This is a genomic window from Mesorhizobium sp. P2_E6 (genome assembly GCF_056403835.1).
The window spans coordinates 463,500-483,248 of record NZ_JBFUEQ010000004.1 but is presented as its reverse complement, the minus strand read 5'-3'; the positions used below and the strand labels follow the sequence as shown (position 1 = coordinate 483,248).

Annotated in this window: 15 protein-coding genes; 11 read left to right on the top strand and 4 right to left on the bottom strand. The window is 60.7% G+C overall.

Annotation, left to right across the window (positions count from 1 at the left end; genetic code table 11):
- Nucleotides 1–18: 18 nt before the first annotated feature.
- Nucleotides 19–1,800: a thiamine pyrophosphate-binding protein gene (locus AC1D08_RS13075; RefSeq protein WP_457153353.1), complete on the bottom strand. Its 1,782-nt coding sequence runs from the start codon at nucleotides 1,798–1,800 to the stop codon at nucleotides 19–21.
- Between the two features lie 504 nt (nucleotides 1,801–2,304).
- Here AC1D08_RS13075 and AC1D08_RS13070 point away from each other — a divergent pair.
- The 11 genes from AC1D08_RS13070 to AC1D08_RS13020 all read left to right on the top strand — a co-directional run bounded on the left by AC1D08_RS13070 (nucleotide 2,305) and on the right by AC1D08_RS13020 (nucleotide 16,190).
- Complete coding sequence (locus AC1D08_RS13070) at nucleotides 2,305–3,276, top strand: ABC transporter substrate-binding protein (protein WP_457153354.1); 972 nt, start codon at nucleotides 2,305–2,307, stop codon at nucleotides 3,274–3,276.
- Nucleotides 3,277–3,604: 328 nt separating this feature from the next.
- The gene (locus tag AC1D08_RS13065) at nucleotides 3,605–4,459 is read left to right on the top strand and encodes an ABC transporter ATP-binding protein (protein ID WP_477423264.1); all 855 of its coding nucleotides are present in this window, start codon (nucleotides 3,605–3,607) and stop codon (nucleotides 4,457–4,459) included.
- 58 nt (nucleotides 4,460–4,517) lie between these two features.
- The gene (locus tag AC1D08_RS13060) at nucleotides 4,518–4,994 is read left to right on the top strand and encodes an SRPBCC family protein (protein WP_477423262.1); all 477 of its coding nucleotides are present in this window, start codon (nucleotides 4,518–4,520) and stop codon (nucleotides 4,992–4,994) included.
- A gap of 130 nt (nucleotides 4,995–5,124) precedes the next feature.
- Nucleotides 5,125–6,216 carry a zinc-dependent alcohol dehydrogenase gene (locus AC1D08_RS13055; RefSeq protein ID WP_477226567.1) on the top strand — a complete coding sequence of 364 codons (1,092 nt, stop codon included), beginning with the start codon at nucleotides 5,125–5,127 and terminating at the stop codon, nucleotides 6,214–6,216.
- A gap of 69 nt (nucleotides 6,217–6,285) precedes the next feature.
- Nucleotides 6,286–7,683, top strand: a complete 1,398-nt coding sequence (locus tag AC1D08_RS13050) for an aspartate aminotransferase family protein (protein WP_477423260.1) — start codon at nucleotides 6,286–6,288, stop codon at nucleotides 7,681–7,683.
- 52 nt (nucleotides 7,684–7,735) lie between these two features.
- Nucleotides 7,736–8,806, top strand: coding sequence for an alpha-hydroxy acid oxidase (locus AC1D08_RS13045; RefSeq protein ID WP_457154062.1), 1,071 nt, complete (start codon nucleotides 7,736–7,738; stop codon nucleotides 8,804–8,806).
- Nucleotides 8,763–10,250: an NAD-dependent succinate-semialdehyde dehydrogenase gene (locus AC1D08_RS13040; RefSeq protein WP_477423258.1), complete on the top strand. Its 1,488-nt coding sequence runs from the start codon at nucleotides 8,763–8,765 to the stop codon at nucleotides 10,248–10,250. Before AC1D08_RS13045 ends, AC1D08_RS13040 begins: the two co-directional genes overlap by 44 nt.
- A 19-nt stretch (nucleotides 10,251–10,269) precedes the next feature.
- The gene (locus AC1D08_RS13035; protein ID WP_457154060.1) at nucleotides 10,270–12,033 is read left to right on the top strand and encodes a thiamine pyrophosphate-binding protein; all 1,764 of its coding nucleotides are present in this window, start codon (nucleotides 10,270–10,272) and stop codon (nucleotides 12,031–12,033) included.
- Between the two features lie 35 nt (nucleotides 12,034–12,068).
- Entirely contained in the window at nucleotides 12,069–12,941 is an 873-nt protein-coding gene (locus tag AC1D08_RS13030) for an ABC transporter permease (RefSeq protein ID WP_477423256.1), read from the top strand.
- Nucleotides 12,942–12,978: 37 nt separating this feature from the next.
- Entirely contained in the window at nucleotides 12,979–13,779 is an 801-nt protein-coding gene (locus AC1D08_RS13025) for an ABC transporter permease (RefSeq protein WP_477423254.1), read from the top strand.
- A 44-nt stretch (nucleotides 13,780–13,823) separates the two neighbouring features.
- Nucleotides 13,824–16,190 carry a xanthine dehydrogenase family protein molybdopterin-binding subunit gene (locus tag AC1D08_RS13020; RefSeq protein ID WP_477423352.1) on the top strand — a complete coding sequence of 789 codons (2,367 nt, stop codon included), beginning with the start codon at nucleotides 13,824–13,826 and terminating at the stop codon, nucleotides 16,188–16,190.
- Between the two features lie 59 nt (nucleotides 16,191–16,249).
- Here AC1D08_RS13020 and AC1D08_RS13015 read toward each other — a convergent pair whose 3' ends face one another.
- From AC1D08_RS13015 to AC1D08_RS13005, 3 genes are read right to left on the bottom strand one after another with little or no spacing between them, the layout of a single operon-like run.
- The gene (locus AC1D08_RS13015) at nucleotides 16,250–17,245 is read right to left on the bottom strand and encodes an ABC transporter permease (protein WP_477423252.1); all 996 of its coding nucleotides are present in this window, start codon (nucleotides 17,243–17,245) and stop codon (nucleotides 16,250–16,252) included.
- Complete coding sequence (locus AC1D08_RS13010) at nucleotides 17,245–18,207, bottom strand: ABC transporter permease (protein WP_477226576.1); 963 nt, start codon at nucleotides 18,205–18,207, stop codon at nucleotides 17,245–17,247. Before AC1D08_RS13010 ends, AC1D08_RS13015 begins: the two co-directional genes overlap by 1 nt.
- Complete coding sequence (locus tag AC1D08_RS13005; protein WP_477414947.1) at nucleotides 18,204–19,727, bottom strand: sugar ABC transporter ATP-binding protein; 1,524 nt, start codon at nucleotides 19,725–19,727, stop codon at nucleotides 18,204–18,206. The genes AC1D08_RS13010 and AC1D08_RS13005 overlap by 4 nt, the downstream gene beginning before the upstream one ends.
- Nucleotides 19,728–19,749: the final 22 nt, after the last annotated feature.

Here is a 19,749-nt window from a genome sequence, read left to right as displayed (position 1 = left end):
TTAGGCGCCAAGCGCGCTTTATGAGGCGCCGCCGGCGGCGTAACCGGCGCCGATATGCACGTCGAGAACCACGACCTTGCCGGCTTGAACCGCAGCGACGGCTTTGCGCATTTCGCTATCCAGTGTTTCCGCCTCGCGGATCGGCCCGACCCCCTCCGCGCCCTGGGCACGCGCCATCATTGCAATATCGGGAGCGGGGTCATCGATGCGCTGCCCAATCCATTTGTTTTCCACCGGCCGGTCTCTTCGACGTGCGACCCGTTCCTGGTGCAGTTCATCATTGAAGTACGAGCGGTTGTTGGCCACCACAACGAGCAGCGGGATGCCGTAGTGCACCGCCGTCCACAATGCTGTGATGCCCATCAAGGTGTCGCCATCGCCCAGGACGGCGACCGGCAAGCGGTCGGTTCCCATCAACGCCAGGGCCGAGCCGACGGCCATGCCCGGGCCGGAGCCAACACCACCGCCGCCGGAATGGCCGAGCTGATCCAGCGGATGGTCGAAATCGGTGAGTGCGCCGTCCCAGCCGAGCGGGATGCGCAGGAGCGATATCGGCGTTTCCCGTGCTGCACTGGCCATTGCGAAGGCGATGTCGGCAAGGCCAAGTTCCTCGGCCTTGCCGGGTTTTGCCGGCTGGCGGTTGAGCGCTTGATACGTCTGCTTGGTGGTGGGAAGGAGCGGCAACAAGCTCGAAGCGAATGCTTCGGGTGTTGTCGCCAGGTGAATGTCGACGGGTGGCAGTGCCTGGTGGTCAAAGCTCCATCCGTTGTGCAACTGATGATCGACTGAAACCTGAATGATCTGCGCCCGGCAGGTCTTGCCCGGGAAATGCGTGGCGAGTACGCCCGCCAGATCGACCCAATCAAGCGACAGGATGACATCGGCCTCCTTCAGCCTTGTTGCAGCCGCCTTGGTAACCGACATGCCAGGAGCACCGGCATGAAGGGGATGCGCGGTCGGGAATGCGGCGCCGACCTTGAGGTCGGTAATCACCATGGCGCCAAGCCGCTCGGCCAGCGTGACGCGCTCCGCCCAGGCCTGCATGTCACGCGAAACGCGCCCCATAAGGATGACCGGGTGTTTGGCGCCAGCCAGGGCCGCAGCAGCAGCTTTCAGCATAGCCTCATTTGGCGCGGACGCCGCAACCGGCTGATAGCGATCGAGCGATGGCAAGGGAGAACCTGCTATAATGGCCTCCTCCTGAATCTCTGAATCCAGGTTGATATAGATCGGACCCTGAGGCGCCGTCATCCCTAGCTGCATGCCACGCAAGATCGCCTCTTCGGCGGCCGCCAGGGAGGCAGGCTGGTCGTCCCATTTGACGTAGCCGCGGATCATCGATCCCTGGTCACGTGCGCAGTGGATCCAGTCGATGAACGGCCTCCGCTTGGCCGCATCGACCGGACCGGTTCCACCAAGAATGAGCATCGGCACGCGGTCGCACCAGGCGTTGAAGATGGCCATCGTTGCATGCATCAGTCCGACATTGGCATGGAGAGCGACCGCCAGCGGCTTTCCGGTAACCTTGGCATAACCATGCGCGATCGCCACGGCATGCTCCTCATGGAGGCAGACCAGCATCTGTGGATTGGCATTGCCGCCGAAATTCACGATGCTGTCGTGCAGCCCGCGGAAGCTCGAGCCCGGGTTGAGACATAAATATTTCAGATCGAAGGCAGCCAGCAGACTGGCGACCCGATCGCTACCCCACAGCTCATTCCCCGCCTGGAACGACGCCGGAACCTCTGGCCGGTTCGGCCGCGTACGCGATGAATGTTCGTTTACGGCGCTGTCTGTCATGGCAAACCAACTCGAATATCGTGGCCGCGGCCAACTCGATTTACGTTCAATATGTAGATGAATAGTGAAGCTATTTCCCTGCATGTCAAGCCTCTCCGAGAACAAAGCGCGCATCGACCAATCGCCTATCCGAGGCGGACAGCGTTCATAGCCCCGGCCAGATACCGTCCCATCAGCCCAAGCCTTGAAGATCTGAAGCGGCCATCAGGCGGTTTCACACGAAACTGCACGGCGAGCCGACGCCTCGAGGAATCCGGGCTGCGGGTTGCCCAAAATTATGTGCCATTCGAGGCCTTGAATACACTTTGTATCTATGTAATGTTAGTTTCTGATGTAGCTAAATTAGGCCATAGAGCCTCGACGACCATCGGTTGATCGCAAGGGCTGCATCCGCGAGGCGAGCGTGCTCACGGCGCGGTCGCTCTGTTGGGAACGGATGACTGTTATCTGCGCTGAAAGTCTTGGCCACCGATGCCTCGACGGCGCCCATCAATGGAGGTTGATATGCTCAATATGAGGGTTCTGCCGCTCTTCGCCGTCGGCGCGATGTTATTTGCGTCAAATCCGGCGGCAGCGCAGCAACTTGAGAAGGTTAAGGTCGCGACGACGTTCCTTGGGCTTTGGGATACGTCTCAGCCAACGCTTTGCAAGCAGCGCGGCGAGTTCGAGAAGGCGGGCCTCGATGTTGAGGTCATTTCCACACGAGGGGGGTCGGAGAACGTGCAGGCCGTAGTGGCCGGCGGTATGGATATCGGCTACTCGCCCGGCATCAACGCCGTTCTGGCCGCGTCCATGCAGGGTGCGAAAATCAAGATCATCAGTGCGGAGTTCATGGGCCAGAACGACACGTTCTTCTATGTTCCTGCGGCAAGCCCCATCAAAGGCATCGACGACCTGACAGGAAAGACGGTCGCCTTCTCGCGTCCGGGTGGCGCCACCGAGGCGGCTCTGCTCGCTCTCAAAACCGAGAAGGGTATCGACTTCAAGCCGACAGCGACCGGCGGCATGGATGCCACTTTCACAATGATAATGACTGGTCAGATCGACGTGGGTTATTCAGTGCCTCCGTCCGTGCTCGGTTCGGTCGAGAAGGGCGAGGTGCGCGTGCTCTTCTCCGGCGACGACATCAAATCCCAGGCCGATTTGACCGGCCGTGTCATTATCGCGAATTCGGACTTTATCTCTGGCCACCGGGATGTTGCCGAAAAGTTCCTCAAGGTCCTGGATGGCTGCATCGACTGGGCCTACGCGAACCCTGAGGCGTCTGCGAAGTTCTACGGCGAACTCAACAAGGTAGATGCGAACATCGCTGCGAAGGGCCTCGCCTTCTACAAACGGCCTGCCCTGGCCTTCGGACCGATTGCCCATCTGGATCGGGTTATTGATCAGGCTGTCGCAGGAAAGTCGATCAGCAGGCGTCTAACAGACGATGAGCAGAAACAACTAATCGACATTGTTTATTCGACTCCGAAGTAGGCCATCGAAAGATGGTTTTATGAATAGTCGTCTTAAATACGGATGATAATTTTAGAAATGGATGGATCGTTGAAAGGCGATCCATCCACATGTTCTTTGATTGATGAAATCATCGCCTGAATATTTAAGTATCGCATGTTGACAACGCCTTTATCCTCTCCAATGATAATGTACCTTATGTTTGGTAGGCGACTGAGACGCGTTGTCGAGCCGAAGCCATAAGAGCGAGCCGCAATTGGGCCGCGCTCTGAAGATCGAAGACCGGAGGGATGAGAGTGTTCCCAGCCAGGGCCAAGAGCCGCCAGCCACAAACAGGGATTTGACACCCATGAACGTGCCTCAAACGCTCGTCACTCCAACTGCCGCAGCCGACGCTCTCATTCCGGCACTCGCCCTGCGGAACGTCGGAAAATCCTACGGTGAAGGTGCTGCTGAAACCTGGGCTGTACGGGATTTCTCTTTCGATGTGCAGCCTGGTGAATTCATCTCGATCATCGGGCCAAGCGGCTGCGGTAAGTCAACGCTATTCAGCATCATAGGCGGGTTCTTCTCGCGCTATTCCGGCGAGGTTCTCGTCGAAGGGCAAACTGGTGCACAGATCCGGAAATCGATCGGCAGCGTTTTTCAGGAAGAATCCACATTTCCCTGGCGAACCGCCCTCGACAATGTCGCCTTTCCGCTCGAGGCCGCTGGCGTGCCGAAGCGCGAGCGGTTGGAGCAGGCGAGAGACCTGATCGCCTTGGTGGGTCTCAATGGCTTCGAGAACCATTATCCGTCAGAAATGTCTGGCGGCATGCGCCAGCGTATCGCCATCGCGCGAACTTTGGCGGCGAAACCAAAGATCCTCCTGATGGATGAGCCCTTCGCGGCGCTGGATGAGCAGACGCGCATGCTCCTCGGCGACAAGGTCCTGCAAATTCAGCAGTCGCTGAAGCAGACCACGTTGCTCATTACGCACAACATCACCGAAGCGGTTCAGCTCAGCGACCGCGTGATTGTGATGACCTATCGGCCAGGTCGTATCAAACGCATCGTGGAAATCGACCTGCCGCGCCCGCGTACGTCGGAGATCATCGGCAGCGAGAGATTCGGCCGGATCGTCGGCGGCATTTGGGCGGATCTTCGCACCGAAGCGAGCCTGGGGATGGCCGAGGCGGAAGTGAAGCAACAGGCCGGAGCCTAGCCCGATTCTGGCCGGGCCGAGCAGCAGCGAAGTCATCGATACAGGAAAAGGTTGAGCGATGAAGTTGAGCGGAGACTATCCACTTCAGTTTCCTCCCGAAGTGGTATGGCACTACCTGAACGACGAACAGACCCTGCTGAAATCCATTCCCGGTTGTCAGTCCCTCACACGCACGTCGGATACGTCGTTCAACGCCGTCGTGTCCGTGAAGCTCGGTCCGGTCAGCGCCAAATTCAAAGGCGATGTCGAACTGACGGATCTCGACCCGCCTTTCGGCTACACGATCTCCGGCACGGGCAGTGGCGGCATTGCCGGCTTTGCGAAGGGCAGCGCGCGGGTTCGTCTGACACCCGTCAATGGTGGCACGACGCTCTCTTATGAGGTCGATGCTCAGATTGGCGGCAAGCTCGCGCAACTCGGTGCGCGGCTCATTGATTCCACCAGCAGGAAATTGGCCATGGAGTTCTTCGAGAACTTTGGCGAGCAGGTGGGACAGCATGCTTCCGCCAAGGTTGCAGCGTCGCCGCGCGGCTGAAGCGCAATGCAGATGGCGGACCGCAGCTCAGCCCTCGTAGAAATAATAATAAAATAGCTTAATTATGTAGCTTTTTGATTGACCTAAATTGGCAAACAGGGTTTAATCCCACCAACGACGGAGTGCGAGAATGAAGTCCTGGTTGTCCTATGGCTTTAACGATATGCGGTTGGAAGACGCGCCCATGCCATCGGCGGATCCTGGCTGGGTGGTGTTGCGAACGCGCGTGCTGGAATTGTCCGTGACGGAAGTGGCCGAGTTTCGCGGCCTGCCGGTTTCGGGGCACGAAACCTTGAAGGCTATGTTCGCCAAGCAGCGCCCGGTCCCGCTTTTCGGGCATGAGTTCTGTGCTGAGGTCGTCGAGGTCGGCAAGGGTGTCGAGAACGTCAAGCTTGGCGAGCGCGTGTTCTACCATCGCGGCGTTCCATGCGGCGGTTGTAAATATTGCAATGCGGGGCTGTCTACGCTCTGCCGATCGGTCATCAACGTCGGCGAAGATACGCCCGGCTGTCTCGCCGAGTATTTTGCGGCGCCGGCGCGGATGCTTGCTGCGGTTCCCGATGAGGTGTCGGACTTTGAGTGCGCGGCCCTTCAGCCTCTCGTGTCGATCGTCGGTGCAATCGAGGGCGTGGGCATATCCATGGGCGACACGGTCGCGGTCATCGGGCTCGGGCCAATGGGGCTCGATTCGCTCCAAGTTGCGCGCGCTGCGGGGGCAGGCAAGGTTATCGCCATGGCGCGTCGCGAGCCGGTGTTGGAGCTGGCAAGAAAGCTCGGCGCCGACATTACCGTCAACGTGACTACGACCGACCCGGTCGCTGCCGTAATGGAGGCGACAAATGGCCTTGGCTGCGACGTGGTCATCGAGTGCGCCGGTGGCAGCCGAGAGCAGGGGCATGCCGGCACAGATGCATTCCAGCAGGGACTCCAGATGCTGCGGCATGAAGGGCGCATCATGGAGGTCGGCCATCTGCCAGTGGGCACCGAGGTCGTCTACGGCCTGATCGAGAAGAAGGGGCTGCGCGTTTACGGACGCCGGTTGCCGTCCCCGAAGATGGTGCGATACGCGATCGACCTGGTCGCCTCGAAGCGAGTGCAGATCGAGCCGACAATCACGCACAAACTGGAGGGGATCGAGAAGGTACCCGATGCCTTTGAGATCCTCGGCAACAAGTCAGTCTATGGCGCGATCAACCCGCCTCAGGTCGTCGTCTGGCAATAACTCGGCTGTGGCCAATCGTGTCGTTGCCAGCCGCCGCACGGTCTGGCGGTAACAAAGTGGAGCGCTTTGATGATTTCGGAAGAAAGCTTGGCAGCCCTGTCCTATCCGATCATGCCGAGGATCGTAACCAACGAATTTCCGGGACCGATCGCACGCACGCTGATCGAGCGGGCTCTCAAAGCCCAGAGTCCCACCAGGCCTTCCGTTCGTGGACGCCTGGTCGTGGAGGGCGGCAAGGGCGCCGGAATCCAGGATCCCGATGGCAACATCTTCCTCGATATGTCCGCCGGCGTTGCGGTGTCGAGCGTGGGACGGAACCATCCTAAGGTCGTGGCTGCGATCAAAAGCCAGTCGGAAAAGTTGATGCATTCGGCCGGCCTGATCAATGAGACCACCGTTGCGCTTGCCGAGAAACTGGCTTCGACGATGCCGCACGGTTTGCGCGACGAATGCTTCACCTGGTTCGGGATGAGCGGGTCGGGTGCGATCGAAACGGCTCTAAAATTTGCCAAGGCGATCACCGGCAAGTCACAGATTGTCGCCTTCGAGGGAGCCTACCATGGCGTATTCCATGGTTCGTTGGCACTCACCACCCGCGAGAACTTCAGGGCTGGGTTCGGTCCGCTGATGCCGGGCGCAATCCATATGCCATATGCCTATTGCTACCGTTGCTTCGCCGACCTGCGCTATCCGGAATGCGAGGTGCGCTGCGCCAAGTATCTCGATTACAAGCTCACCACTCCGAACACAGGCGCCGACGACGTCGCGGCGGTGATCATCGAATCCATGCAGGCGGACGGCGGCTACATCGATCCGCCTGTCGAATTCATGCAGATGTTGCGTGAGACCTGCACCAAGAAGGGGATTCTGCTCATCGTCGACGAAGTGCAAGCGGGCGGCGGGCGGACTGGCAAGATGTGGGCAAGCGAGCATTTCGGCATTGTTCCCGACATGGTCGTATGGGCCAAGGCTATCGGCGGCGATATGCCCCTTTCCGGCCTCACGATTCACGAGCGGTATCGAGGCAAACTTCCACTCGGCTCCCAGGTTCTAACTGCTGCGGAAAATGCTGTCGCCAACGTCGTCGCGCTGGCCAACCTGGAAATCCTGACCGATCCGGCAGACGACCTCATTGGTCGCGCGGCCATCGTGGGGGCCGAAATGAAGGCGGAGTTGACGGCAATTGCCGCGAAAAGCCGGTTCATGGACGATGTGCGCGGTCGTGGCTTCTTCATCGGTATTGAACTTGTTTCCGACAAGGCGACCCGCACGCCCCTCGACGCCAAACGGGTCGGTGCGATCCTCCAGCGCTGCGAGCAGCTCGGCGTACGTGTCATGGCGTGTGGCCGCTATGGATCGACCATTCGTCTTATGCCGCCCCTGGTCACCACGAAGGCGCACCTGTGGGAAGGGATTCGCATCTTCGCCGCCGCAGTGGCCGAGGTGGAAGCGACGTCCCTTCACTGAGGGACCGCAGTGTCAAGAGAAGCGCAAGTCTGCCGGGTGTAGCGAGGGAAATGTGAGCGAATTTACGTGCAATCAGGAAATCGTGACGCTCGCACGGCGCAATCTAACCCAGGATGTCTGGGACTATCTGACCGGCGGCGCGGAATCGGAAATGACGATGCGACGCAACCGGCACGCACTCGACAGCTATGCCTTTATTCCTCGCGTCTTGCGCGACATGTCCCAGATCGATGTGTCGACGACGGTCGTTGGCAACAAGGTCCGGATTCCCGTGCTGCTGGCGCCGATCGGTTCGCTGCAGGCGATATCTGTCGGCGGCGGTGCCAGTGCGGCACGTGCGGCCGCGGCTTTCGGAACCATCCCGATTATCAGCTCGATAACCGAGCCGTCGCTCGAAGAGATCGCCGCAGCAACGGACGGGCCCAAGATCTTCCAGCTCTACGTGCGCGGCGATTTCGATTGGGTGAAGGCGATCCTTGGCCGTGTGAAGAATGCCGGCTACACCTCGCTCGCGCTGACGGTCGATTCCGCCTACTACGGAATCCGCGAGCGCCAGCTTATGAACCGGTGGTTGCCGCCCAGTGTGAAGGCCCAGAAGGACCGTCATCTGCAGGCAGCGATCACCTGGGATCTGATGGCCCGGATTCGGGATTTCTGGGATGGCTCCTTCATACTGAAGGGGATCGCCTCGGCCGAGGATGCCGAGATGGCGGTCGAGCGCGGCGTCGACACGCTCTATGTTTCCAACCATGGCGGACGCCAGTTGGACCATTGCCTGGGTGCGCTGGACACGTTGGCCGAAATCGCTCCGCACGTGAAGGGCAGGGCGGAACTGATTGTCGACGGCGGTTTCCTGCGAGGCACCGACGTCATCAAAGCGGTTGCCCTTGGCGCCAGTGCTGTGGCGATCGGTCGTCTTCAGGGCTGGGCGCTCGCCGCGGGCGGCGAAGCGGGTCTGGTGCGCTGCCTGGAACTCATCGAGCGGGAGATCATCAACGCGCTGGGTCTCCTGGGCGTGAATGATTTTTCGCAGCTGACCGCCAGCTACGTGCGCAAGGCCGATGTCATCGGACCCACGCATGAGCTCAGCACTTTCTACCATCTCAAAGATCGTTTGGTCTGAGGAACAAGCCATGCATGATCAGCTCGCGCACCTGATTGCAGGAGAGTGGACCAAGGGCAGCGGGCGCGAGACGCTGGCAGTTGTCAATCCCGCATCAGAAGTCGAACTCGGACGCCTTCCCGTCGCAGTGATGGCCGACCTGGATCGCGCGCTGGAATCTGCGGAACTCGGATTTGTCATGTGGCGCAAGGTTTTGCCGCAGGAGCGCGCCAAGGTCGTGCGGCGCTTTGCGACGTTGATCCGTGAGAATGCAGCACTTCTCGCGCCGACGATCACAGCCGAACAGGGCAAGCCGCTTGCGGAGGCAAAGGCCGAGGTTGCCGCCACCGCTGAACTTATCGAGTGGCTGTCAGAGGAGGCGCGCCGGATTTATGGGCGAGTGGTTCCATCCCGCTACGAAGATAGCAGGATCCTTGTCACGCATGAGCCGGTGGGGCCGGTCGCAGCATTCTCGCCCTGGAATTTCCCTTGCATGATGGCGGCCCGTAAGATCGCGCATGCTGTTGCGGCGGGCTGCTCGGTCGTCTTGAAGCCGTCCGAGGAAACGCCTGGCGCGGCAGTCATCCTGGGTCGGCTGTGCCTTGAAGCCGGGATCCCGAAGGATGTTGTCAACATCGTCTTCGGCAATCCTGCCGAGATTTCCGACTATCTCATTTCCAGCCCTGTGATCAAAAAGGTCAGCCTGACGGGATCTGTCGCGGTCGGGAAACATGTGGCGCAGATGGCAGCGCGCGCGTTGAAGAAGGTGACGCTGGAACTTGGCGGCCACTCGCCGGCGATCGTCATGGCCGATGCGGATGTGGATCGCGCCGTGGAACAATGCGTGAAGGCCCGCTTCCGCAACGCCGGACAGGTTTGCACGGCACCGACACGTTTCTTCGTCCAGTCCGAAGTCATGGAGCAATTTTCGCAGCGTTTCGTTGCAGCGGCAGCCAAGATCACCGTCGGCGACGGCGCGGAAGACAGGTTCCAGATGGGGCCGGTGGCGAACCGTCGAAGATTGGAGGCCATGGAAGGTTTCGTGCAGGATGCCGTCGACCGCGGCGCGCAGGTGGTCGCCGGCGGCGGCCGCGTCGGCAATCGCGGTTTTTTCTATTCGCCCACTGTTCTGACCGGCGTCCCCGATGGCGCCGACGTGATGCAGCAGGAACCGTTCGGCCCTGTCGCACCGATCGTAGCGTTCGACGATTTGGACGAAGTCTTGAAAAGGGCAAACAGCCTTCCCTACGGTTTGGCCGCCTATGCATTCACGCGTTCTCACCGCAGCGCGGCAGTTCTGTCGGATGGGCTGAAAGCGGGAGTCGTCGCTGTGAACGGTGTGACCGTGACGGCGCCCGAAGCACCTTTCGGCGGAGTTGGCGACAGTGGCCTGGGCCGAGAAGCCGGGATTGAGGGGCTACTCGAGCACACCAACATCAAAACCATCGTCGAAACTTTCGCTTGACGGACGGCAGGGACCTCAAATGACACCCGACATTCCGCTTCCCGCTCAAGACGCCCGGATGGTCTGGGGGAGCGACGTGGCCGCCGAGATGCTCCGTCGGCTTGGGATTGAGTATGTCTGCGTCAATCCCGGATCGAGCTTTCGCGGCCTGCATGACAGTCTGATCAACTATCTTGCCAACGAGTCGCCGGCGATGCTGCTGGCGCTTCATGAAGAAAGCGTCGTCTCTATTGCGCATGGATATGCAAAGGCGGCGGGTCGCCCGATGGCCGTGGTGTTGCACAGCAATGTCGGGCTGATGAACGGCATGATGTCGATATTCAATGCCTGGTGCGATCGTGTGCCGATCATAATGCTCGGCGCGACAGGCGCGGTCGACACCGCGGTTCGTCGCAACTGGATCGACTGGCTACACACCAGCCGCGACCAGGGCGCATTGATCCGCAATTTCGTCAAATGGGACGACCAGCCGACGTCGCCTTCTGCGATCGTCGAGGCAATGTTGCGCGCCCACATGTCGGCCTGCACCGCGCCGTGCGGGCCGTCCTATGTCGCGCTGGATCGGCGCCTGCAGGAAGATGCGTTGACCGGCAACGTGGAATTTCCGGATTTCGACTTGTTCCGCACGCCCGCGCCATCCCGCGCCGCCGATGAGACGATCAGCGAGATTGCCGGTCTGCTCGTCGCCGCGCGGAAACCTGTATTGCTGGTCGGTCGCGCCTCGCGTTTGCCGGAAGATTGGGAACAAAGGGTTCGTCTCGCCGAATTGCTCGACGCCCGCGTCATCACCGACCTCAGGATGGGTGCCAGCTTTCCGACCGACCATCCGCTTCACGGCGCGCCGCCCGACCTGTTTCTGACGCCGGTCAACCGGCAGGTTCTGGCCGAAGCCGATGTCGTCCTCAGCCTGGATTGGGGCGATACCGCGGACGTCATGCGCCAGGCTGCCGTGGACGGAAAGCACCGGGCCAAATTGATCCAAGTTTCCATCGACCACCACGTCCACAATGGATGGTCTGGCGATCACCAGAGACTGGTCGGCGCCGACTTGCGCGTGGCTGTCGATCCGGACACCCTGTTGAGGCCGCTCTCGGATGCACTCGAGCGGCTGGGCATGCAGCGAACGCCCTATCCGGTGCCGAGCCCCGCTCAACGGTCCGGTCAACGACGCAGTAAGGGCACGCCGCGCCTCGAGGATATCGGCACGGCGCTGTCGGCGGCACGCGGAGAGCGCAAACTATGCCTGGCGCGCGTGCCGCTGAACTGGCCGGCCGGATCCTACGTCTTCCACGAACCGCTCGATTACCTGGGCTATGACGGCGGCGGGGGTGTCGGCTCGGGCCCGGGCATGACGATCGGGACGGCGCTGGCCCTGAAAGACACGGGCCGACTGGCAGTTGGCCTGATGGGAGACGGCGAGTTCCTGGGTTCACCGACCGCGCTTTGGACTGCGTCCCACTACAAGATCCCGGTGTTGATCGTCGTCGCCAACAACCGGAGCTACTACACCGACGAGGTGCAACAGGAATCGGTCGCAAAGCAGCGCAACCGACCCGTGGAGAACAAGTGGATCGGCCAACGCATAGACGATCCGCCCATCGATATTCCTGGCATCGCCAGGGATTTCGGCTTCTCATCTGAACCAACCGTCGCGGATGTTGCCGATCTTGGCGCTGCCATTGAGCGCGGGCTGAAAGCGGTCGAGGCCGGCTACTGCTACCTTCTCGACATCACCATCGACTCGTCAGAAGGGTCCAGCCTCGAATGGCTCAACCATCACTAGGAGGTCTCCTGCTTGAACCGGATGATCAGCCCGCAATGTCTTTGGTGAAGGAAAATTCCGCAGAACCGGACAACGCGACGTCGGTGACCGCAGTCACCGCGGGAAACGCTGGCGGCGGCCGCCCGGATGGACGCCGGCGGCGCTCTGGTATCGGAAGGATCATTTCCCGCACACTCGATCCCGCGACCCTGTTCGGGATCGCCAGCGTGCTGGTGGCCCTGGCCATTGTCGAAGGACTGGTGCGATTGGATATCGTCTCGCCAGTGATCATTGCTCGGCCGAGCGATGCCATTGCCGGGCTCTTCGTGGGGGATCTGCGCGCCGAATTGTTCCACGGCGCAGAACTGACCTTCGCTCTGGTCGGCGCTGCACTCATCCTGGAGATCTGCATTGCGGTGCCGCTAGGCTACTTTCTCTACCGCTATCGCGATTTTGGACTGGCTTACGAAGGCTGGCTGGCGGCGTTGTTCGCGGCACCGATCTTTCTTCTCTACCCACTTTTCATGGTCATCTTCGGAAGAAACGATTTCACCCTGATCTTCATGGGCTTCGCCTCGGGCGTGATTCCCATTATCACGCATGTGAGGGCGGCCTTCATGTCCGTTCCCGAAACGCTGATAAAGGTCGGAAAAAGCTTCAGTCTTTCGGACGCTGCCATATTCCGCCAGATCATCCTGCCTAGCGGGGCGCCCACAATCTTCGCCGGAATCCGGCTCGGGCTCCTCTACACGCTGATCAATATTGTGGCGGTGGAATATCTCGTCGATGCCGGCGGCCTGGGGCGGATCGTGTCCGATCGCTACTACCGCTTCGACGTCATAGGCACCTATACCGCAATCATCGCCATTGCGCTCGTCAGCATCCTTGCAAACGCAATCGTCAACAGGCTCGAGAAGCTTGTGAGGTGACATGAGAATCGCCATCCCCTCCTCGGGAACCACGTTCTTGTCCAAAGTCGCTGTGATAAGGATATCCACCGTCGTCCTCCTGCTCGCGTTCTGGCAGGCAATCGCCATTTCGGGACTGCTCTACCAAGGCGTTGTTCCGCAGCCGCTCTCGGTCTTGAGCGCACTTGTGGCCGAATTCGGCGACGCGACCTTCTATCGCGACCTGGCGATCACCCTTTTCGAATCCTTCACAGGCTTCTTTGCGGGGTCGGCTATCGCTGTCGTGGTCGGCATATGGCTCGGTTCGAATCCGTTTATACGCAGGGCCTTCGAGCCTTACATCCATGCCCTCGGAAGCACGCCCAAGATAATCTTCCTGCCCATCCTGTTTCTGGTCTTCGGATTGGGCATCGAATCGAAAATCGCCAAGGCCGCCATGTCGGCCTTCTTTCCCGTTGTTTTCAGCACGATCACAGGCTTCCTCCTGATCGACAAGGCGCTGCTGAACGTCGGGCGCAGCTTCAATCTGAGCCTGTGGCAAATGGGCCGTATGATCTATCTCCCTGCCATGTTGCGCCCCTTGTTCGTAGGGTTCCAACTCGGCATAGCGATGTCGATCATCGGCGTGCTTTCCGCCGAGATCGCCTACGCCAATATCGGTCTGGGTGCGCGCCTGATCCACTATTCCGATGCCTTCAACATCAGCGCGATGTACGCAGTCATAGTTGTGATCTTTGCGGTCACGTCGCTTGTGAATTCCGGTTTTTCCCTGCTTCAGCGGCCATTCCTGCATCACGAACGCTCGCGCGAGGGTGTCACGAGCGCCAAGCAGGGCCGTTCGACCGCAGCTACGCCGTAACGGCATCCCGAGCCGACCATGACGGTATAAGAGGCAAACTGCTGATGGAAAATGGCGGCATCGGAGCATCCGTCGAAAGGCGGGAGGATCTGCGCCTCATTCGCGGCCTTGGCCGCTACACCGACGACGTGTCGACCGAATTTTCGCGGGTGCTTCATCTCGTCGTCGTCCGCTCGCCCCATGCGGCGGCGCGGATCGTTTCCATCGATGCCTCGCAGGCGCGAAGCGCGCCGGGCGTCAGGGCGGTGCTCACGCGCGAGGAGATGGCGACAGAAAATTTTCATCCCTTCCCAACGCGGGTGCGGCGCAATCAGCCCGATGGCCAGCCGAATTTCGTTCCGCCATACCTTCCCCTGGCTGACGGCTGCGCGCGCCACGTCGGTGACGCCGTTGCGGCCGTCGTCGCCGACACGCTCAACGAAGCGAAAGATGCGGCAGAGCTGATTGAAATCGAGTACGAAAGCCTGCCCTTCGTGGTCGACACCGCCGAAGCGGCGAACCCCGATGCCCCGCTCGTTTGGCCCTCACAACCGAGCAACATCTGCTTCGAGCAACGATCCGGGGACAGGTCGGCCTGCGACGCCGCCTTCGCCTCGGCGGCTCATGTCGTGTCGGAGCGTTTCGTCATCAGCCGCGTCGCCACCAACGCGCTTGAGCCGCGATCAGCCCTGGGCGCGTTCGATGGACGAACGCAGAGATTCACACTTTACGCCGGCATGCAGTCGCCTCATGCGATGCGCCGCGAGATCGCTCAGGTGTTCGGTCTGCCACCAAGCCGTTTCAGGATTGTCGCGCCGGACGTTGGCGGTGCCTTCGGCATGAAGGCCAGTCTGCATCCCGAACTCATTCTTGTGCTGTGGGCCTCCAAACTCGTCGGCAGTCCGGTCAAGCACATATGCGAAAGGTCGGAGGGTTTCTTGTCCGACCATCAATCACGCGACAACGTCTCCGACGTATCTCTTGCCCTGGATGAGAGCGGCAGGTTCCTGGGTCTTCGCGTTTCGACTTTGGCCAATCTCGGAGCCTATGTCGCATCCAATGGGCTTCACTCGCCGACCAACAATATCGGCGGACTGGCCGGCCAGTACACGACTCCGGCTTTCGACGTGGTCGTGCGCGGCGTCTTCAGCAATACGCTGCCGACTTGCCCATACCGCGGCGCGGGCCGCCCCGAGGCGTCGTTCTGCATAGAGCAGATCATCGACAAGGCGGCTCGACAGTTGAACATTGACAGGGTCGAGATCAGGCGACTGAACATGATCCCTGCAAGCGCGATGCCTTTCAGGACACCGCTTGTGTTTACCTATGACAGCGGCGAGTTCGAGGCCGTCATGGACAAATGTGTCGCCGCCGCCGACTGGGGCCGGTTCGAAGAACGCCGGGAGGAAGCAAAGGCCCGCGGTTTTCTGCGAGGAATCGGCATCGCCTGCGTCATCGAGATCGCCGGCGGACCATTCGAGCGTCCTTTCGAAGAGTCCGCGGAAATCCGCTTCGATTCGTCGGGCAATGTGACAATCCTGGCCGGCAGCCATTCGCAGGGACAGGGTCATGAGACTGCCTACCTCCAGATGGCGCAGGAGTTCCTCGGATTGTCGTGCGAGAACGTGCAAATCATCTTTGGAGATACCGACGCCGTGCCGCACGGGCGCGGAACATTCGGATCGCGAACCATGATGGCGTTTGGAGCGGCCTTCGTGCGCGCGACGCAGAAGGTCATCGAGAAAGGCCGCCTCATCGCAGCACACCTGCTGAATGCGCCGGGAAGTGCCATTGAATTCAGGGATGGCTATTTTTCAGTTGCCGGCACTAACCGGAACATTTCCCTGGCCGAGGTAGCAATCGCTTCCTTCGTGCCGTCCAGAATGCCTTTGGGACTGGAAATCGGCCTTCAGGAGACGGCAATCGTTGCGCTCGAGCAGGCCACCTATCCCAATGGATGCCACATCTGCGAAGTGGAAATCGATCCGCAGACGGGCATGACCGGCATCGTCGCCTATCACGTCGTCGACGACGTCGGCGTGCTGATAAACCCGATGCTCGTCAAGGGACAGATCCAGGGCGGCGTTGCCCAGGGTGCTGGACAGATATTGAGCGAGCAGGTCGTCTACAGCGAGGACGGCCAGATCGTGACGGGGTCGTTTATGGACTACGGCATGCCTCGCGCCGACGATCTTCCCTCTATCAACGTCGAAAGCCATTCCGTCCCCACCACGACCAACCCGCTTGGTGTCAAGGGAGCGGGCGAGGCTGGGACGGTGGGCGCGCTGCCCGCGGTCATGAGCGCCATCAAGGATGCCCTGCTGCCGATGGGTGTTCAGCAACTGGAAATGCCGGCGACACCGTCAAGGATCTGGGGAGCGCTTGCCGCGGCAAAGGACGCTGCTCCAGATTTTCAGGCCGGCGATCGGTGAAGGCATCACTGCTGTAGGTCGGATTGGCGACACGCAGCTTCCGGCTTCGCCAGGAGCGTTCAGATGTCCTTGTTCTTATTGGTGAGACCGTGGACAAGCAGCATGACCAGGATGATCGCACCGAAGATCATCTCGCGCGCGGCAGCGGGCATCTGCATCACCGAAAGGATCGACGACAGAAGCGTGATGAAGATCGCACCGGCGAAGGTGCCGATGTAGTTCCCTCGACCACCCTGAATGGAGGTTCCCCCGACCACCACAGCCGAGATGACCGGCATAAGATAAGGGTCGCCCATGCCCTGATAGGCCTGGTTGGTGTAGCCGAGCAGCAGGATAGCGCCGAAACTCGAAAACACTCCGGCAAGGACGAAGGTCGCCACTGTTACCAGACGCACCCGCGCCCCGGCAAGAAACACTGCACGTCGCGAATTGCCCAGTGCACAGAGGTAGTTGCCATAGACGGTACGCCGGAGCATCCAGACTGTGATCACGGCGACACCGAGCCATACGAGAAAGGCGTTGGGGATGCCGAAGGTCCGACCGATCGCCGCCTGCGTCGCCAGCCAGGGGACCTCGCCGTTGGGACGGCTGTTTCCGGTGTAGAAAACCGTGGCGCCAAGCAGCATGGCGTTGACCGCTAGCGTCCAGACCATCGCGGGTACGCGAAAAACGGCAACACCGATGGCGTTCAAGAGCCCAACACCCATGCCAAAGCATAGGCCCAGCGGAATTGCCAGGCTGGCGATCACGGGATTGGAGCTGCCAGAGGCCGAGATGACGACAATCGCCGTGCCAGTGATCGTCCACGGCACCGAAAGGTCGATCTCGCCCAGCAGGATCACCAGCATGGCACCGGTTGCGATGATACCAAGAAAGGCGGCGATCTGAAGCTGCTGTAGAATGTAGCCGGGCTTCAGGAAGCCGGGGTACAACAGCGAACCGCCCAACAGCAGAGCGACGCAGCCCAGCGCAATCAGCAGGACCGATACGTGGTCCCGGCTTAGCCAGCGACGGGATTTGTAGGACGTAGCGCTTTGTGCGGCTGCATCAGTCATCAGCGGTACAACTCAAGCCGGCTGCGCACCCGGAAAACGCCGAGCGCGCCGAGTGCAATTGCGGTTGCGAGGATCAATCCCTCGAAGAACGGTTGCGCCAACGGCGGCAGCCCGGAGAAGAACATCAGCGACGAGATCGTCTTGAGGATCAAAGCGCCGATAACGGCGCCGATGGGGCTGCCGACGCCACCGCTCAACGCCACTCCGCCCAACACGATGGCGCCGATCGAGTTCAGCGTGTAGGACGGCGCGATATTGGGATCGCCAGTAAGCGTGACCATGCTGACATAGATGCCGGCAAGGGCCGCGATAAAGCCGCTGCTGCCGTAGGCAATGAGCTTGAGCCGGTTCACGCGAAGGCCGGTCATGTAAGCCGACTGTTCCGACGATCCGACGGCATAGAGGCCGAGACCGATGTCCGACCGGCGCAGAAGGACCATCAGAGCGACAAGAACGATGACAAGAATAATCGCCGAGACCGGGGCGCCTGCCACTGCATAGGTGAGCGCATCTGACATTGTCTCATTGATGCTGCCTCCGGGCGTAGGCCGCAGAAGCAGAGCGATGCCACCGAAGATGCCACCCGTCGCAAGGGTGGTGACGATTGGCTGCACCCGGCCATAGACAACCACGATCCCATTCACCAGCCCGCAAGCCACCCCGACGGCCAGCACTGCAATCATACCAAGGGCAATCGAGGTCGGAGATCCATTGAGAAGGAACGAGGCCACCACGTTGGTCAGCGCAATAATAGACCCTACCGACAGATCGATTCCCTTGACCAGAACCACAAAGAACTGAGCGATCGCGGCAAGCCCAAGCAATGTCCCCTGGTTCGACCAGATGGTAACCACATAGGTTGAAAAGCCGCGTGGATGGATGGCTATATAGCCGGCGAAAAGTATCACCAGCGCGAGCGCGGCAATCGCTTCCTTTGCGTTTTGGCGTAGCCAGGTCATCATGCTCGGGCCTCAGCGTGAAGGTGCACGTTCATCGAGGCGGCGATGAGCGCATCGGCGGATAGCTGATCGCCCTTTAGTTCCTTGGCCACACTGCCCCGGTAGAAGACATAGACCCGGTCGCACAAGTGGATAAGTTCCTCATAGTCGGTCGATTGCAGGATCACAGCCATCCCCTCGGCCGCCAGGTCGGTGAGCAGCCTGTAGATCTGAGCCTTGGTCGGCAGGTCAATGCCGCGTGTCGGGTCCATCAGCAGCAGACATTTGGGCGACAACACCAGCCATTTGGCCAGCACCACCTTCTGCTGGTTGCCGCCCGACAGCGTCGAGACGGGGTCGTCGAGCGAACCGTAGGTCAGTGCCAGCCGTTCGATCAGTTCTTGGAGCCGGGCCTCGTTGTTGCCGTTCAGGTCGAGCAGGCCGAAGGGGGCGCGCCCAAGAACCGCCAAGCGCAGGTTTTGCGCCACCGACATGCTGGGGATCAACCCTTCGGTCTTGCGATCCTCAGGCACGAGCGCCAGACCGATATCGGATTGCTTCACCCTCGGCGGCTGCAGACCATTCAGTCGCTTGCCATTGAGCGTGATGCGGCCCGTCACGCCGCGCAGCACACCGAAGACAGCATGCATGATCTGCTGCTGTCCCTGCGCGTCCAAACCGCCGAGCCCGACGATTTCGCCGGCGCGCGCGGCAAGCGACACGTCGACAAGCTGGCTTTGCCAACTGACGTTCGACACATCCAGAACGAGCGGCGCCGTGTCGGGCACAGGCGGGCGGCGCGGCGGAAACAGCTCTTCCAGCGAGCGGCCGATCATCAGGCCTACGATCTCATCGGTCGTGCGCGCGCCGACGTCGAAGGTCTCGATATGCTTGCCGTTGCGGAAGACGGATATGCGGTCGGCGATGGCGTCGACCTCGTGCATGCGATGCGAGATGAAAAGGATCGCGACGCCCTGCTCCTTCAGCATTCTGAGGACACCGAACACCGTTTCGACGAGTTCGCTGGTCAACGCCGAGGTCGCCTCGTCAAGGATAAGAAGCTTGGGCTTGCGGAACACGGCCTTGGCGATTTCCACAAGCTGGCGTTCGGACAGCGACAGGCCCGAGACGCGGGCGCCGAGCGGGATCGACCTGGCCCCTACGAGGTCCAGCGCCTCGCGCGCCTCCCGATAAACGCCGCGCTCGATCAATCCCATCCGGGTGCGAGGGGCGGCAAGCACGATGTTGTCGCCGACCGAAAGGTGCGGCATCAGTGACAGTTCCTGGAACATGCAGACCGTGCCCTGTTCGGCCGCCTCGCGCGGCGAGGAAAAGCGCACCGTCTGCCCGCCGATGGAGATCGTTCCTGTGTCCGGCTGGATGACACCGGCCAACAATTTCATCAGCGTCGATTTGCCGGCGCCATTTTCGCCGAGAATGGCGTGCACGCGTCCCGGCTCGCAGCGGAAATCCACCATAGTCAACGCCGGAACGCCACCGTAGGATTTCGACACCGATTTCAGTTCAACATAGCGGTCGGCCATGCGCGCTCCCTGCCGTCGACCC